Below are 16,530 nucleotides of genomic sequence, written 5' to 3'. Positions count from 1 at the left end.
AAGGATAGGAGGTTCCGATTATGCCAAATGAAAATCAAGATCCAAATCAATTCATTAATTTTATTAAAGAGTATAAATGGAGAATTATTGGTTTTATCGCAATGTTAATATTAGCAGTACTATTTTTAACTATTGGTTTTTGGAAAACAGTTTTAATCCTAGTCCTATGTTTAATAGGTGTAGGATTGGGGTATATTAAAGATTGTACACAGCAGTTCTTAAATTTCCTAAATAGAATAAGTTAGACTGCTTACAATATAAATAAAGAAAACAAACAAATTATAAATTAAAGGGAGAGAAGCTATTATGGCAAACGTAGACAACAACAAAGCAAAAAGTAGTTACAATGAACAAACAGGGGTAAACGAACAAGAGCGCGAAGCTCAACAACAACAAGCTCAAGCTCAAGAGCAACAATTTTCAAATACATTATCATTTTCAGATGAAGTAGTAGAAAAAATTGCTGGTATTGCTGCAAGAGAAGTTAGAGGTATTTTAGATATGAAAGGCGGCTTTGCTTCTAGCTTAACTGACCGTTTCACATCTGGAAATAACGTAACACAAGGGGTTTCTGTTGAAGTAGGAGAAAAACAAGCAGCTGTAGATTTAAAAGTAATTTTAGAATATGGCGAATCAGCTCCTAAAATCTTCAAAAAAGTTGCAGACTTAGTTAAAGAACAAGTTAAACATATGACTGGACTTGAAGTTGTTGAAGTAAATATGCACGTTGATGATGTAATGAGCAGAAAAGAATACGAACAAAAAAATTCATCATCAGATGATGAAGGCCAATCAAAAGGTAATAAAGAATTACAATAATCTATAAAAAAGACGAGTGAGATTATTTAATCTCACTCGCTTTTTTTTATGCTTTCTCCGCCTTTGGTTGTTTTTTAATTGTTAAACAAATCAAGAATGCAATAAAGCTTAATGCACCTGCTACATATAAACTAGATACGACATTAAAGTATGATACGAATATCCCACCTAATAATGAACCAGCACCTATTCCTGCATTTAAACTAGACATGTTCCAACTCATCGCTGCACTTGTATCTCCTTCAATTTGATAGATAATACCGATTTGGATAGGTGGATTTGATCCCCATTGGACAATATTCCAAGCAAATACACCAATTAATGTAATAACAAGTATCGGTAAGAATTGTTCAAATACAAGCATGAGTACTGTATAAGTACTTAATGAAATTAATAGCCACTTTTTACTACCTAATGCATCTGTAATATATCCACCTAATGACGTACCGATAATTGCACCGATACCAGCAACAAGTAGTACGAGTGATACAATATTTAAATCATATCCATACACAGATAATAATGGACTAATATACGTTACGACAACATAATTTGCCGCTAATATAAGGAAAGTAATGCTTAAATATTTTACAATTTCTAAAGGATGAACGACTTTGTAATCTTGACTTTGACTAGAAGATTCTAGCGTATCAATTTTATTGCTTGCGACATTAAAAATGATAAGTATAAGCGCAATAATACCAACTGTAGATATAAATACAAACGACATTCTCCAACCTACTAAGTCTCCTATTTTTGTACCTAGAGGAACACCAAGCACGTTCGCTGCACTGAAACCAGTATAAACAAGACCAATCATTTTCCCGCGTTCGCTTGGTTTTGAATACACAACAGTTAAAGATAAGATCTTCACGACAATAATTGCTGCAGCGGCTGAAGATAATATTCGTCCTATTACAAGTATTGTAAAGTTAGGTGAAATCGCAATAATCCCGTTTCCTAAAATAAATATAATCATACTTACTAATAATACAGTCTTTGGTGAGACATTCTTAGTCAGTTTAACAAGTATGGGTCCGCTAATTGCGAATGTTAATGCATAAACTGTTACAAGTTGTCCTACAATTGCTTCTGATACATTCAAATCTTTACTCATTAAAGTAAGTATACCTGCAATCATTAATTCAACCATTCCCACAACAAATACGCTTAACATAAATGTAATTAATCGAGGTTTCGACATCATATAACTCCTTCTCTTTGACATATAATCATGATTATAACAGTGTGATTTGTAAAAATACAGATAAAATTTAATACCCGAACAATCAGAAATATAAGGTGTTTTTAAGGTATAAATTGAAAGAATTAAATGGAATTGATCTATATATTATACGGATAATAAATAGTTATTTGAAAATTAAAAATATTCAAAGGAAAAATATAATAAATACATTAGTATATTATGATTAATAATTCTTTTATTTTTACTAAAAATAATGACAGCGCTTACATAAAAATATATAATAAAATTAGAGATGAATAGTATTGAATATTTATTAATTATTGTGTATAGTTAGTCTTGCGAAAAGGAGAGAAAATATGAAAGAGACGAGCGTTTTAGTAGGAAGGTTAAAGTTTATTATATTATCATTGTTAGGAATATATTTATTTTTAGTGCCTGTAACGGTAACTGACGATAAAGGGGAAAAGGAAACAAGTTTACCTGTTGCATACCTTGCAAATACAGCTTTAGATTGGTTAGGTGACTATGTAGGACTAATTATTATGCTTTTAATTAGTTTTTCTGCAGTAATGACATTAATCTATTCTACGATATTCAGTTCTTCTAATAAGAGATCTATAACGAACGAATTATTTAACGTCAATTGGATTTGGGTCGTAATTAGAATAATAGGTGCGATATTTGCAATATTTATATATTTCGATTTCGGACCAGGTGTAGTTGTAAATAAAAATACCGGATTAATGGTTTACAATGATTTATTACCAACATTACTTGCCGTATTTTTCTTTGCAGGTTTATTTTTACCATTATTAATGGACTTTGGTTTATTAGAATTTTTAGGACCAATGTTTGCACCAATTATGAGACCAGCATTTAAATTACCTGGTAGATCAACTGTTGATAATCTAGCATCATTTATTGGTGATGGAACTGTAGGCGTTATGATTACAAGTCAACAATATGAACAAGGATTTTATACACGTCGAGAGGCAACTGTCATTGCAACAACATTCTCTGTTGTATCTATCACATTTGCAATTGTCATTGCTCAAACAATCGGTTTAATGGATTATTTCTTTAAATTTTATTTATCAGTTATTTTAGCGTGTGTTGTAGCAGCGTTTATCATGCCTAGAATTTGGCCACTTAAACAAATTCCAGATAAGTATTCAAACGGAAGCACTGAGCAATTAAATGAAACAATTCCTAAAACACATAATCCAATATCATGGGGATTTGAACAAGCAACTCAAAAAGCTGTAAAATCACCTGACCTTAAACAATTCTTTATTAACGGTGTGAAGACCGTATTGGATATGTGGTTAGCAGTATTACCAGTTGTTATGACAATCGGGACATTAGCAACTATTGTTGCAGAATATACACCAACATTTAGTATATTAGGCGCACCATTTGTACCATTATTAGAATTAATGCAAATACCATATGCAAAAGAAATGTCTGAAACATTATTAATCGGTTTTGCAGATATGTTCTTACCATCATTACTGATTAGTAATGTACCAAGTGATATGACAAGATTTATCGTAGGTGCTTTAAGTATTTCACAATTAATATATTTATCAGAAGTAGGGGGCGTTATACTCGGTTCGAAAATACCAGTTAGCCTAGGGAAACTATTTATGATTTATATTATACGTACAATCATAGCGCTACCAATAATTGTTATATTAGCTCATATATTCTTCTAAACTAAAAAAAGCGACAGAGGCATGATGTGCCCCTGTCGTTTTTGTATGTTTGGGAATGGTTGTGGGGGATGAGGCGGTTTTGAGTCTTAGCTTAAGTGCTGAATAAAGCCAAGAGATCGTTCAAGTCTTAGCTTAAGTGCTGAATAAAGCCAAGAGTTTACTGAACCCAAAAATCTAAACCTTAATTAGTATATTATTTCAAAGGTTTGTCTCCTGTAATTTTTGGGAGATAAGCCTTTTAATTTTGATTTGATTCTTTCGTTATTATAAAAATCGATATATCGATGAATAGCTTGTTAAAGGTCCTGAAAATCTTTAAATTCTTGGCCATAATACATTTCTTGTTTAAGTAACCTAAAAAAGTTTTCCATAACTGAATTATCTAGACAATTACCTTTTCTAGACATACTCTGAAATATTTTATGGTCTTTTAATAATCTAGTGTATTGTGAATGTTGATAATGCCAGCCTTGATCTGAATGAATCGTTAAACGATGATCTAGGTTTGGACGACGCTTTATCATTTCTTTTAATGGATTGATGACTATATCTAATGTAGGACGACTTGAGATTTTAAAGCTGATAATCTCTGAACTATATAAGTCCATAAAAGGTGATAAATATAATTTCTGACCATTCATTAATTTGAACTCTGTAATATCTGTTACGACTTTTTGAAATGGGAGACTTGTTTTAAATCTACGATTTAATATATTTTGAGCTACTTTACCAACTTTACCTTTAAAGGAACGATACTTACGACCTCTATGTGTGAACTTTGTACAAGTTAGATTATGTTCTTTCATAATTCTTAGTACTTTTTTATGATTTACGATAAGACCTCTATTTCTTAGTGCTTGTGTAACACGACGATAACCATAGGTATGGTTTGATTCTTCACATATTTCTTTTATTACTTGAATCAATGTTTCATCTTTATCAGCTTTACTAAATTTATTTATCCAATAATAGTATACAGATTTAGCTATTTGAGCGACTTTAAATAAGATACTTAATCGTATATTATATGTTTCATTTAGTTCCTTAATGACCTTTACTATTTCTGATTTTTGCTTCCGTAAATGTCGGTCAAGGCTTGTAACTTTTTTGATAAGCTATACCTGCCTTTAACGTCTCATTTTCATTTCTAAGTCTTTCAAGTTCTTCACGTTCATTTTCATTTCTAAGTCTTTCAAGTTCTTCACGTTCATTTTCATTTAAAGGTAAATTTTTATTATCTGATTTAGATCGTTTTTTAGTCATAGTGTGAGATCGTCCCTTTTGTTTATTATCTATATCAAGACGACACTTTTCATCAAATTGATGTTGCCAATTGGCAATGATAATAGGATTAATAATTCTAAAGTGATTCGCAGTATCTTGATAAGACAACATATTTTCTTGTCTAAATTTTAAAACAGATAATTTAAATTCGCTAGTATAAACAGTATTTCTACTTTTTATTTCTAAACCTTCTTCTCCAAACTCTTTATATTGATTGACCCAAATCCGAAGGACAGACCAACTTGAAATACCATATTTTAAAGCAATTGTTCTATAACTTTGATGTCCTTCTAAATATTCTTTTACAAGTTTTAGTTTGAATTTAAATTCATATTTTTTCCTCATTAGAATGCACCCCAATATTTTGATTTGTTTAGTTCAAATATTTGGGTTCACATCAGAGATAGCTGAAGTCATGGCTTAAGTAACGAGTAAAGCCAAGAGATAGAATATGTCCATATAATTGTGTAATAAAAAAAGAGCCACATATAGCTCACTTTGGTACAATGTAATCGACTAAGAAAAAATTGTAGAGGTGACTATATATGACTCAATTAAATGTTAACTTAGATTATGAAGAATTGGCAAGTGCTATTTTTGGAAGTGATATGAATGCGTCTATGAAAACAATAGCTATGACTGTCATAAATGCATACATGGAAATGGAAAGAGACAAGTATGTTAATGCTGGATATAAACAAAAGAATTCAGGAAGAAACGCACAACGTAATGGCTATTATGAGCGTGATTTCCTGATGCCTATTGGCAATCTGACATTAAAAGTTCCAAGAACACGTGACGGTGAATTTACAACTGAAGTATTTAATCAATATTCGCGTTCTGACCAATCGCTTATTTTAGCGATGACAGAAGCATACATTAATGGTGTTTCAACTAGAAATGTTAATAAAATTGTGGAATCCCTAACGGGAAAATCTGTGTCTAAATCAACTGTTTCAGGCGTAATAAAAAACCTAGATCCTGAAATTAAAGAATGGGCTGGTAGACCTATTGTTAGTCATCAGTATAAGTATGTATTTGTTGATGCTATGCACATTAAGGTAAGAGAGAATAATAAAATTGTTTCTAAAGGTGTTTATATCGCTATGGGTATCAACGAAAATAGAAAACGCGACATTATTGGCTTTAAAATTTCTAATCAAGAGTCAGAATTAGCTTGGTCAGAGTTTTTTGAAGACTTAAGAATGCGTGGTTTAACAACACCTGAACTTATTATCTCTGATGCGCATTCTGGACTTATTAAATCTATTAAGTCACAGTTTATTGATTCATCTTGGCAACGTTGTACATTCCATTTTCTTAAAAATATTGTAGAGAGATTTCCTAAAAAGAACTCTAAAGAAGCTAGAATGTTACTTAAATCAATATTCCAAGCACCAACATATCGTCACGCTGTTCAGCTCAAAGATGAATTCATTGCACAATATGAAAGTAATCCTAAGTATGTGGAAGCTATTAAAATATTGGATGAAGGCTTCGAAGATGCCTCACAATTCTATAGATTTCCTGCTCAACATCATAAAAATCTAAGAACTACTAATTCAGTTGAAAATATTAATATGCAACTCAGAAAACGAGAAAAAATAGTTAAAACATTCCCTAATCTAGATTCAGCTTTTAGATTAATTGGCGCAGTACTTATGGATATTCAAGAAAGATTTGATAAGTCTAACAGACCATTTATCGCTTAATTAAGCTACTTATTTTTTAAAAAATAAGTAGTGATCAAACAACTATATCTGTTTAAACTTCAAAACAAATATAGTTGTTCGATTCATTAAAAAACCAAAGGTTGATTACATTCTAAAGATATTACACAAACATATGGACTTGACTGAACAAAGCCAAGAGATCGTTCAAGTCATGGCTTAATGTCCGAGTAAAGCCAAGAGATAGCTCAAGTCGTGGCTTAAGTGCTAAATAAAGCCAAGAGTGATGTGAACCCAAATATTTGAACTAAACAAATCAAAATATTGGGGTGCATTCTAATGAGGAAAAAATATGAATTTAAATTCAAACTAAAACTTGTAAAAGAATATTTAGAAGGACATCAAAGTTATAGAACAATTGCTTTAAAATATGGTATTTCAAGTTGGTCTGTCCTTCGGATTTGGGTCAATCAATATAAAGAGTTTGGAGAAGAAGGTTTAGAAATAAAAAGTAGAAATACTGTTTATACTAGCGAATTTAAATTATCTGTTTTAAAATTTAGACAAGAAAATATGTTGTCTTATCAAGATACTGCGAATCACTTTAGAATTATTAATCCTATTATCATTGCCAATTGGCAACATCAATTTGATGAAAAGTGTCGTCTTGATATAGATAATAAACAAAAGGGACGATCTCACACTATGACTAAAAAACGATCTAAATCAGATAATAAAAATTTACCTTTAAATGAAAATGAACGTGAAGAACTTGAAAGACTTAGAAATGAAAATGAGACGTTAAAGGCAGGTATAGCTTATCAAAAAAAGTTACAAGCCTTGACCGACATTTACGGAAGCAAAAATCAGAAATAGTAAAGGTCATTAAGGAACTAAATGAAACATATAATATACGATTAAGTATCTTATTTAAAGTCGCTCAAATAGCTAAATCTGTATACTATTATTGGATAAATAAATTTAGTAAAGCTGATAAAGATGAAACATTGATTCAAGTAATAAAAGAAATATGTGAAGAATCAAACCATACCTATGGTTATCGTCGTGTTACACAAGCACTAAGAAATAGAGGTCTTATCGTAAATCATAAAAAAGTACTAAGAATTATGAAAGAACATAATCTAACTTGTACAAAGTTCACACATAGAGGTCGTAAGTATCGTTCCTTTAAAGGTAAAGTTGGTAAAGTAGCTCAAAATATATTAAATCGTAGATTTAAAACAAGTCTCCCATTTCAAAAAGTCGTAACAGATATTACAGAGTTCAAATTAATGAATGGTCAGAAATTATATTTATCACCTTTTATGGACTTATATAGTTCAGAGATTATCAGCTTTAAAATCTCAAGTCGTCCTACATTAGATATAGTCATCAATCCATTAAAAGAAATGATAAAGCGTCGTCCAAACCTAGATCATCGTTTAACGATTCATTCAGATCAAGGCTGGCATTATCAACATTCACAATACACTAGATTATTAAAAGACCATAAAATATTTCAGAGTATGTCTAGAAAAGGTAATTGTCTAGATAATTCAGTTATGGAAAACTTTTTTGGGTTACTTAAACAAGAAATGTATTATGGCCAAGAATTTAAAGATTTTCAGGACCTTGAACAAGCTATTCATCGATATATCGATTTTTATAATAACGAAAGAATCAAATCAAAATTAAAAGGCTTATCTCCCAAAAATTACAGGAGACAAACCTTTGAAATAATATACTAATTAAGGTTTAGATTTTTGGGTTCAGTACAGAGATCGTCCAAGTCATGGCTTAAGTCCAGAATAAAGCCAAGAGATCGTCCAAGTCATAGCTTAAGCACCAAATAAACTCAAATCTTCCTCATTCCCCCCCATAACAAAAAAACAAACTGAACTAGATAAGTTCAGTTTGTCCATATTTCGATTATTTTGAATCGATTGTTGTTTCGACTTTAGCGATTGCGATTTCAGATCCTAACATTGGGGATTCGCCTTTATCTTTATTACTGTCTCCGCCGCGACTATGTGCTTGTTTAAATGCATCGCTCGTTTTCCATGCTTCGAAGTCTTCTAGTTCTTCCCACCACATATTCACATGTAATTCGTCATTGTCTTCAATATCTTGCATGTTCCAAGTTTCAACTTTAATGAAACCTTTCATTTCTTGTAATGCGCCACCTTTAGTAAACATCGGTGCTAATTTTTCTGCATAACCTTTTTTCATTTTAATTCTATTTGTTACAACATACATAGTGATCTCTCCTATTCTTTTGGTGTTGGGTTAGTAGCCCAGATTTGTGCTGTCTTCATAAATGTTCTTGGTTGTAGTTTCAGTTGTGATACGACTACATCTGCTATATCTTCTGGATGCGTCATCGTATCTTCTTGTAATTGTGTTTCTCCTATTAAATCAGTTAATACGGTAGAAGGGGTTAAATATGACACTCGAATGTTATGTTTTCTCATTTCTTGCATAATACCTTCAGTCATACCAATTACTGCATATTTAGTAGCAGAATAGATACTGCTTGTTGCACTGGCTTTTAATCCAGACATTGAGGCGATATTGATAACATCTCCGCTTTTTTGTCTTACGAGATGTGGTAATGCTTCTTGTAAGACGTAGTATATACCTTTAACATTTGTTTCAAATAATTGATCGAATTCAGATTCACTTACTTCTAAAAATGAATTATTCTTCATAATACCTGCATTATTAATCACGATATCTATAGAACCTAATGCATGATATGAATCTTCTATGAAACGTTGCACATCTTTTTGGTGCGCAATATTGGTTTCTTTATAAAATACTTTGACGTCATATTGTTTAAGTTCATCGGCTGTTGTTTTTAAAGTATCAATATTTCTACTTGCAATAGCGACATTAACGCCTTCTTGAGATAATGCAATCGCGATTGATTTACCGATACCTTTAGAGCCACCTGTAATGACTGCATTAAGCCCTTTTAAGTCTCTTAACATATTGAACATCACTCCTTTCTTTTATGTTAGCATGCTTTAAAAATGTATCATAATAATTCAATTTGAAAATGCCATATAAATAACACCACGAAGTCAGGGTTATATGACTTCGCGGTGTTTATTTTAAATGCTTGAAAGGTTGAACTTAAGCTTCTTTAGTGAGCTCGTTGTAAACCTTTTTATCAGCATGTGTATAAATAATGTATTCTTTATCATTTGTTTCGATAATCACACGATTTGTTTTGCCAAAAGTTGAGCCGATTCTTACGATATGATCTTGGGCTTCATTAGACAAAGCGTGAATATCTTGATCCTCTTTAATGTTCTTAATTTCATTATTTGGAATTGTAATGTCCGCTACTCTCCATTGAATATGAACTTGATTATTGTCCTTTGATACTCTCATTGCCATATCTAAACACATCCTTTTGTTTGATGACTACATCATAACGTATTATGTATCCGTTTTCAATAGAAAAACATGAAATTGTGTTATATTTTTTATTTATTATGTCATACTAATTAATGAAAGTATTTTTATGCAATATATTGAATAACTATTTACAAATAGAATCGTATGTTGTAATATTATCTTTATAAATTAATAAGGAGCTGGTTTCATTGGGACGAAGTTATCTATGTTAAAAGAATTAAACAAGACAAGTTTTTTAAAAGAAGTAGATTTTTCTAAAGCAGAATTAGAATCACTTATTGATTTGGCAATGGAATTAAAATTCAAAGAAAAGCATCAGATCCCACATCGTTATTTAAACGGGAAACATATCGCTTTATTATTTGAAAAGCAATCAACAAGAACACGTTCAGCTTTCACAGTAGCTGCAACTAAAATGGGTGCAAGTGTGTCTTATTTAGGTAAAGAAGATTTACAACTAGGTAAGAAAGAATCTGTAGAAGATACAGCAGTCGTACTTGGATCCATGTTTGATGGTATTGCTTTTAGAGGATTTGAACAAAAGACAGTAGAAGACTTAGCTCAATATTCCAACGTACCCGTATGGAATGGCTTAACAAATGAGTTGCATCCTACACAAATGTTAGCGGACTTTATGACAATTAAAGAATACTTTGGTACATACGAAGGAAAGACTTTGACATTTATAGGAGATGGACGCAATAATGTTGCGAACTCATTGCTCGTTACGAGTGCAATTTTAGGTGTGAATATTCATATTGTTGCACCATCATCACTTCAACCAAATGAAGAAGTTCAAAATATGGCATTGTCATTTAGTAAAGAATCTGGAAGTGAGATATTAATTACAGATAATATCCAAGAAGGTATTTACGGCAGTGATATCATATATACAGATGTTTGGTGTTCAATGGGGGAGGAACAACAATTAGAAGAACGCTTTGAATTACTCAAAGATTACCAAGTAAATCAAAACTTAATTAATTTAACTGGTAAAAATGACACTTTATTTTTACATTGCTTACCAGCTATTCATGATTTGAATACTGAAATGGGTGCGCTATGCTTCGAAAAGTTTGGCGTAACATGTATGGAAGTGACAGATGACGTATTTAGATCAGATTATTCAAAAGTGTTCCAACAAGCAGAAAATAGAATGCATACAATTAAAGCATTATTAGCTACAACTTGTGGCGATATATATTAATAATTAAAGGCTGAGACATCCATGAATGTCTCAGCCTTTATTGCTTATTGTTAACGAGCTTCTTTTGTTAATTTTTTTCTATTGCGATTAAGTTCTACATATTTACTGTAACTATAAATGATAATACCTGCCCAGATAAATATGAATGTAATAAATTGATCAACATCGAAATGTTCGTTCAATAAGAATATACCGATAAAGAACATGATAGTTGGACCAATATATTGAATAAAGCCTGTTAATGATAGTGGTATTCTTCTTGCGCCAGCACTAAATAAAATAAGTGGAACAGCTGTAACAGCACCAGAAAGTAATAACCATCCGCTTGAACTGTTCATACCAAAAGTGACAGCATTATGTTGTGATAAGTAGAATATATAAATAAGTGCTGCTGGTAATGTCACGATACATTCTATCGTAATACTACTAAATGCATCGATATCTACAACTTTCTTGATCAACCCATAAAGCGCAAATGATGTTGCAAGTAATATTGATACGAACGGAAATACTCCGACTTGAAAAGTCATATAAATAACGCCAACAAATGCTAATAGAATAGCTACCCATTGAGCTTTTGAGAATCGTTCGCCTAAGAAAATAAAGGCTAGGAATATACTCATTAAAGGATTGATGTAATAACCAAGACTTGCTTGTAGTACATGGTGGTTATTAACCGCCCAAATAAATGTACCCCAGTTCACTGTAATTATATAACCAGCGATGATAATAGCGAATAGCATTTTCTTTTGTTTAAATAACTTAATTGTTGCTGCTTTGAACATTGGAAATTGTTTTGTAAATAATAGCAGTAATAACATGAATACTGCTGACCATATAATACGATGTGCTAAAATTTCGAATGGTCCAATTTCACTTACGAGGTTCCAATAAATTGGTAGGACACCCCAAATAACATATGCCAATATTGCATATATAATACCTTTTTTAAATTCTGACATGTTTTAGGACTCCCACTGTGATTGAATGACTTCTGCTTGATCGTGATAAATATTCGATGCGATATTCGCAAGTAATCTTGCAGTTCGATTATCTATATCGAATCTTGGTGATAGCTCAGCAATACTAATGCTTGAACTTTTGTTTGAGTTTGTAACTAATTGTAAAATTGTTTGAACGATTTGAGGTTGTAATCCCATAATACAAGGTGCACTTACTGCAGGTGCATAACTTACATCTATAGAATCTGTACATAATGTAATGAGGATTTCATCATATCCTTCAATAAATGAATTAATAGAAGTAATCGTCTCTATCGATAAATGGCTACGAAGTTCATCTTCACGAATGTATTGGACACCATATTCATCAGCTCTTTCGAAGAGTGCTTTTGTATTACCATTTTTCTGAATACCTAGAACGAAATAACCAACTTGATCATCTTGATCTAAAATCTGTTTAAACATTGTGCCAGAAGATGGTTTCTCGTCGTAGTCTCTCATATCAAAATGTGCGTCTATATTGATGATGCCAATTTTTTTGTCTTTGTTGGCTTTTCTTACGCCTAAATAATGGCCATATAATACTTCATGACCACCACCGATAATAACTGTGAAGTCATTATGTAATAATATGTTAGAGATTTTATCTCCAAGTTCTGATTGCGCTTCTTCCATTTTATTTTTGTGGCAAATGACATCTCCGTAGTCAGTTAAATGTAAATACTCATTATGTATTGGTAAAGGACTTAAAGCTTTTCTAAAATGTTTAGGACCATCTACAGCACCTGGTCGACCATTATTTCTAGAAACACCTTCATCGCATTCAAAACCTATAAGTGCCATATTAACTTGATGTTCGAATTCTTTCTTTGGTGTAATGTCTTCTTTCTCAATATGAATTGAGTCAACGATTTGATGAAATCTAAAAGCAGAACGCAATGTTGTGCTATCTGTTCTACCTGTCCACTCATCCTTTTTAACATTTCTATACATATTTAATACCTCCTACATGTTACAATAGTTTTTACTATTGTTAGTTTATCATGTATGATATTCTTATGTTTTATTAAATGCTTAATTATTTTATAAGAAAGAAGTGTCTTTAATGAATAATAAGAAAGAAAAAGCAAAAAGGCCGAGGAGTGATTCTATGAAATGGATTTATGGTCTCTTAACAGTTTGCTTATTATTTCTAGTAGCATGTGACAACCAAACTTCTAAGAATAATGAACATAATGATAATGAAAAATCATCTGAAACGACTACTGAGAAAAAACAACTTCAGAATCGACAGGTGAAGATGTTAAAACTAAAGAAGAAAAATCAAAACCAAATAACAATAATGAGAATGATCAAAATGACAATAACAATCAACAATCTACAGATGAAATTCCAGTAGAAGAAAATGTAAATGGTGTTAAACCGAACAATCAGAATGAAACTGAAAACTTTGATACAGAAGCTTATACAGTAGCAAGAAATTGTTTATTAAATCAAGGTAACTCTCAAGCAGAATGTGATAAAGCAGAAAATACAATCGAATTTACGAGAGCTTGGCAAAATTTATCTCGTGATGGCTATTTGTGTAATGATAATGGCTGTACATTACCTAAAGAAAATGATGAGAATAATCAAAGTCATCAAGATTAACATCACTCAAATACAAATGAAGATTCTAACCAAGATTCAAACCAAGGATCAAATGAACAAAGTAATGAACCGTACGAAGAGGATGATAATCAAGCTGATCCATCTCGAAACACGAATCAACAAGATGAGAATACAAATAGAGAAGGGCAAAGTCAAAATCGATCTCAACAATCAAGCAACAATGAATCTACTCAAAGTGATCATCAACAAGAAACGCAATTAAATAAAGCAAGCTAAATAAAAAAACGTTCATCGAATTAGATGAACGTTTTTTAATTGTGAAATAAGGGGGTTATTTCAACAATGGTATAGGGTTATGTTTAATATGACTTACAACTATAGTTTAACAGGGATTAATAACAAATCAATACATATGTGATTCTTTTCACAATTTTGTCATTTGAATTGCAATTATGTGATGTATATCACTATAAAGTCACAAAGTGTTCGTATACTTGTTCGGTATTTTGTGGTAAAATAAAATAAAGTAATTGAAAAGAGGAAACATTAATATGACAGGAAAAACACATCTCTCATGCGGTATATTCATCGGGTCATCATTAAGTATTTATTATGGAGAAGATATTTTTACTTCATTTACGATTGTAAGTTTATGTGGCGTAGCGAGTTTGGTCCCAGATATTTGTCATTTCAAAAGTAATCTAGGTAAGAAAATATTTCCTATCAGTTTTATTATTAGGTTAATTTTTGGACACCGAACGTTTACCCATTCATTATTATTTCTATTTTTAATATTTTGGGGTTTGAGAACAATATCCGCACCAGAACCATATTTAGTTTCGATTATATTGGGCATGTTATCGCATATCATTTTAGATATGTTAACACCAAGAGGGGTCAAACTATTTTATCCTTTAAATGTCTCAGTTAAATTACCTATTGTATTTAGAACGGGCGGTGTTATGGATTTAAGCTTATCATCTGCATTTACCATTATCACAGTCATTTTATGGTGGAAAGATATTTATCGATTGTTTATATAAAAAAAGAAGCTAAGACAAAAGGTAGTGTCTTAGCTTCCATTAAACATTATGCTATTTTCCGAATTTACCTTTTAATTCTTCGCCTTTTTCTTTAGCAAAGTCTTTACCTTTTTCAGTATATTCGTCTTTATTCTCTTCTAAATGATCCTTACCTTTTTCTACTGCTTTGTCTTTTGCATCGTTAAACTTATCTCCTAAACTCATAATAAAATCCTCCTTGGCCTATTATATATAGGAATATTTTGTGTTTAAAGCAACACACTAATATATATATATATACCCATTTAATTTTAAAATAATCATTTTAATTATAATTTTTTTATGATATTTTTAGACAAATCGTTCTAAAGTCGTATAATAAGAATGAGTCAAATTTTCGGAGGTATTATAATGTTAGATGAAACAAACCTGAAAGAACATGGTCAAAATCACATTTTAGAATATATTAAAGTGATGAGCCAAAGCGAGAAAGAACAATTAGAATCTGATATTAATCAATTAGATTTAGATGAAATAGATAAACTATATCAAGATGTATACGTAAATAGAAAGACAATAGATGTTGCAGATAATATAGAACAAGTTGAATTTGAAGTTAAAGATCAGCTTTCAGAAGAACAACTGAAACCTTACCGTTCACTTGGTGTACAAGCGATAAAAGATGGTAAATTCGCGGTATTATTAATGGCTGGTGGACAAGGTACAAGATTAGGTCATAAAGGACCAAAGGGTACATTCTCATTCAATAACAAAAGTTTATTCGAAAGACAAGCAGAGCAATTAAAGCAATTAACAGAAGAAGTGGGTACGCCAATTCATTGGTATATCATGACAAGTGATGTGAATCATAAAGATACTCTGTCATTTTTCTTAGAAAATAAATACTTTGATTACGATGAAAATTATATTCATTTCTTCAAGCAAGATCACATTGTATCTTTAACGACAGACGGTCAATTAATTTTAGATACAAATAGAAGAGTGATGCGTACACCTAATGGTAATGGTGACGTATTCAAATCTCTAGAGAAGACAAAGTTACTTGCTGAAATGAAAGAAAATGACGTGGAATACTTATTCTTAAACAACATTGATAATGCGCTCGTAAAAGTTCTGGATCCTGAATTTGTTGGATTTACAGTAGAACATAATAGTGATGTGACAACTAAATCTATTAAAGCGCATAGTGGAGAAAAAGTTGGTCGTCTTGTATCAATTGATGGTAAAAAACGTGTATTAGAGTATTCTGAGCTATCTGAAGATGATGTTGATAAACTAGAGAATGCTAACATTGGTATTCATGTATTTAAATTAGATTTCCTTATAGAAGCGGCTTCTAAACCATTGCCGTATCATTTAGCAGTTAAGAAGTTAAAACAATTAGATGAAGACTTCAGTGTTGTAGAAGAAGAGTCATTGAAATTCGAATTGTTTTATTTTGATATTTTCCAATATGCAAAATCATTTGCTACACTACAAGTGGATAGAACGAAAGAATTTAGTCCTTTAAAGAATAAAGAAGGACAAGACAGTATTGAAACAGCTCAAAGAGATTTGGAGAACAATCAACTATTATAAAAAGAGGTATA

Annotated in this window: 18 protein-coding genes and 1 pseudogene; 10 read left to right on the top strand and 9 right to left on the bottom strand. The window is 31.2% G+C overall.

Annotated elements, in window-relative coordinates; all coding sequences use genetic code 11:
* Positions 1-17 precede the first annotated feature (17 nt).
* Together MUA60_RS13730 and MUA60_RS13725 are read left to right on the top strand one after the other, a co-directional pair.
* Positions 18-245 (top strand): DUF2273 domain-containing protein, encoded by a 228-nt coding sequence (locus tag MUA60_RS13730; RefSeq protein ID WP_369919472.1) that lies wholly within the window; start codon positions 18-20, stop codon positions 243-245.
* Between the two features lie 61 nt (positions 246-306).
* A complete protein-coding gene (locus tag MUA60_RS13725) occupies positions 307-819 on the top strand; it encodes an Asp23/Gls24 family envelope stress response protein (RefSeq protein ID WP_204173708.1) in 513 nt (170 codons plus the stop codon).
* 46 nt (positions 820-865) lie between these two features.
* Here the strand turns inward: MUA60_RS13725 and MUA60_RS13720 are convergent, their stop codons facing one another.
* On the bottom strand, positions 866-2,023 hold the full coding sequence (locus tag MUA60_RS13720; protein WP_262648707.1) for an MFS transporter: 1,158 nt from the start codon (positions 2,021-2,023) through the stop codon (positions 866-868).
* A gap of 359 nt (positions 2,024-2,382) precedes the next feature.
* Between MUA60_RS13720 and MUA60_RS13715 the strand changes: the two genes are divergently transcribed.
* A complete protein-coding gene (locus MUA60_RS13715) occupies positions 2,383-3,741 on the top strand; it encodes a YjiH family protein (protein ID WP_262648706.1) in 1,359 nt (452 codons plus the stop codon).
* 185 nt (positions 3,742-3,926) lie between these two features.
* Here MUA60_RS13715 and MUA60_RS13710 read toward each other — a convergent pair.
* Positions 3,927-4,790 (bottom strand): annotated as a pseudogene (locus MUA60_RS13710) (IS3 family transposase).
* Positions 4,791-4,830: 40 nt separating this feature from the next.
* A complete protein-coding gene (locus tag MUA60_RS13705) occupies positions 4,831-5,370 on the bottom strand; it encodes a transposase (protein WP_262648703.1) in 540 nt (179 codons plus the stop codon).
* 200 nt (positions 5,371-5,570) lie between these two features.
* On the opposite strand from MUA60_RS13705, the gene MUA60_RS13700 reads away from it, so the two are divergent.
* From MUA60_RS13700 to MUA60_RS13690, 3 genes are all read left to right on the top strand, one after another.
* Positions 5,571-6,737 carry an IS256 family transposase gene (locus MUA60_RS13700; protein ID WP_107611145.1) on the top strand — a complete coding sequence of 389 codons (1,167 nt, stop codon included), beginning with the start codon at positions 5,571-5,573 and terminating at the stop codon, positions 6,735-6,737.
* Positions 6,738-7,034: 297 nt separating this feature from the next.
* Positions 7,035-7,571, top strand: a complete 537-nt coding sequence (locus tag MUA60_RS13695) for a transposase (RefSeq protein WP_262648361.1) — start codon at positions 7,035-7,037, stop codon at positions 7,569-7,571.
* Entirely contained in the window at positions 7,568-8,443 is an 876-nt protein-coding gene (locus tag MUA60_RS13690; RefSeq protein ID WP_316964813.1) for an IS3 family transposase, read from the top strand. Before MUA60_RS13695 ends, MUA60_RS13690 begins: the two co-directional genes overlap by 4 nt.
* Before the next feature lie 181 nt (positions 8,444-8,624).
* On the opposite strand, the gene MUA60_RS13685 is transcribed toward MUA60_RS13690, so the two are convergent.
* The 3 genes from MUA60_RS13685 to MUA60_RS13675 form a co-directional block, all read right to left on the bottom strand.
* Positions 8,625-8,951 (bottom strand): heme oxygenase, encoded by a 327-nt coding sequence (locus MUA60_RS13685; protein ID WP_262648699.1) that lies wholly within the window; start codon positions 8,949-8,951, stop codon positions 8,625-8,627.
* Between the two features lie 11 nt (positions 8,952-8,962).
* Positions 8,963-9,685: an SDR family NAD(P)-dependent oxidoreductase gene (locus MUA60_RS13680; protein ID WP_262648697.1), complete on the bottom strand. Its 723-nt coding sequence runs from the start codon at positions 9,683-9,685 to the stop codon at positions 8,963-8,965.
* A gap of 145 nt (positions 9,686-9,830) precedes the next feature.
* Positions 9,831-10,097: a SunI/YnzG family protein gene (locus MUA60_RS13675; RefSeq protein WP_025904965.1), complete on the bottom strand. Its 267-nt coding sequence runs from the start codon at positions 10,095-10,097 to the stop codon at positions 9,831-9,833.
* Positions 10,098-10,323: 226 nt separating this feature from the next.
* Between MUA60_RS13675 and argF the strand changes: the two genes are divergently transcribed.
* Complete coding sequence (gene argF, locus MUA60_RS13670; RefSeq protein WP_262648695.1) at positions 10,324-11,325, top strand: ornithine carbamoyltransferase; 1,002 nt, start codon at positions 10,324-10,326, stop codon at positions 11,323-11,325.
* A 50-nt stretch (positions 11,326-11,375) separates the two neighbouring features.
* On the opposite strand, the gene rarD is transcribed toward argF, so the two are convergent.
* Both rarD and hutG read right to left on the bottom strand, forming a co-directional pair.
* Positions 11,376-12,287: an EamA family transporter RarD gene (gene rarD, locus MUA60_RS13665; protein ID WP_262648692.1), complete on the bottom strand. Its 912-nt coding sequence runs from the start codon at positions 12,285-12,287 to the stop codon at positions 11,376-11,378.
* Positions 12,288-12,290: 3 nt separating this feature from the next.
* The gene (hutG, locus tag MUA60_RS13660; protein ID WP_025904962.1) at positions 12,291-13,280 is read right to left on the bottom strand and encodes a formimidoylglutamase; all 990 of its coding nucleotides are present in this window, start codon (positions 13,278-13,280) and stop codon (positions 12,291-12,293) included.
* A 157-nt stretch (positions 13,281-13,437) separates the two neighbouring features.
* Here hutG and MUA60_RS13655 point away from each other — a divergent pair, with 157 nt between their 5' ends.
* Positions 13,438-13,686 (top strand): hypothetical protein, encoded by a 249-nt coding sequence (locus MUA60_RS13655; RefSeq protein ID WP_262648689.1) that lies wholly within the window; start codon positions 13,438-13,440, stop codon positions 13,684-13,686.
* Positions 13,687-14,449: 763 nt separating this feature from the next.
* Complete coding sequence (locus tag MUA60_RS13650) at positions 14,450-14,941, top strand: metal-dependent hydrolase (RefSeq protein WP_103361310.1); 492 nt, start codon at positions 14,450-14,452, stop codon at positions 14,939-14,941.
* A gap of 51 nt (positions 14,942-14,992) precedes the next feature.
* Here MUA60_RS13650 and MUA60_RS13645 read toward each other — a convergent pair whose 3' ends face one another.
* Positions 14,993-15,145 (bottom strand): hypothetical protein, encoded by a 153-nt coding sequence (locus MUA60_RS13645; protein ID WP_262648687.1) that lies wholly within the window; start codon positions 15,143-15,145, stop codon positions 14,993-14,995.
* A 186-nt stretch (positions 15,146-15,331) separates the two neighbouring features.
* Here MUA60_RS13645 and MUA60_RS13640 point away from each other — a divergent pair, with 186 nt between their 5' ends.
* Complete coding sequence (locus MUA60_RS13640; RefSeq protein WP_262648685.1) at positions 15,332-16,519, top strand: UTP--glucose-1-phosphate uridylyltransferase; 1,188 nt, start codon at positions 15,332-15,334, stop codon at positions 16,517-16,519.
* Positions 16,520-16,530: the final 11 nt, after the last annotated feature.

Origin of the sequence: Mammaliicoccus sciuri (assembly GCF_025561425.1) — a bacterium.
Classification (GTDB): Bacteria; Bacillota; Bacilli; order Staphylococcales; family Staphylococcaceae; genus Mammaliicoccus; species Mammaliicoccus sciuri_A.
This window is presented reverse-complemented; position numbering and strand designations above follow the sequence as displayed.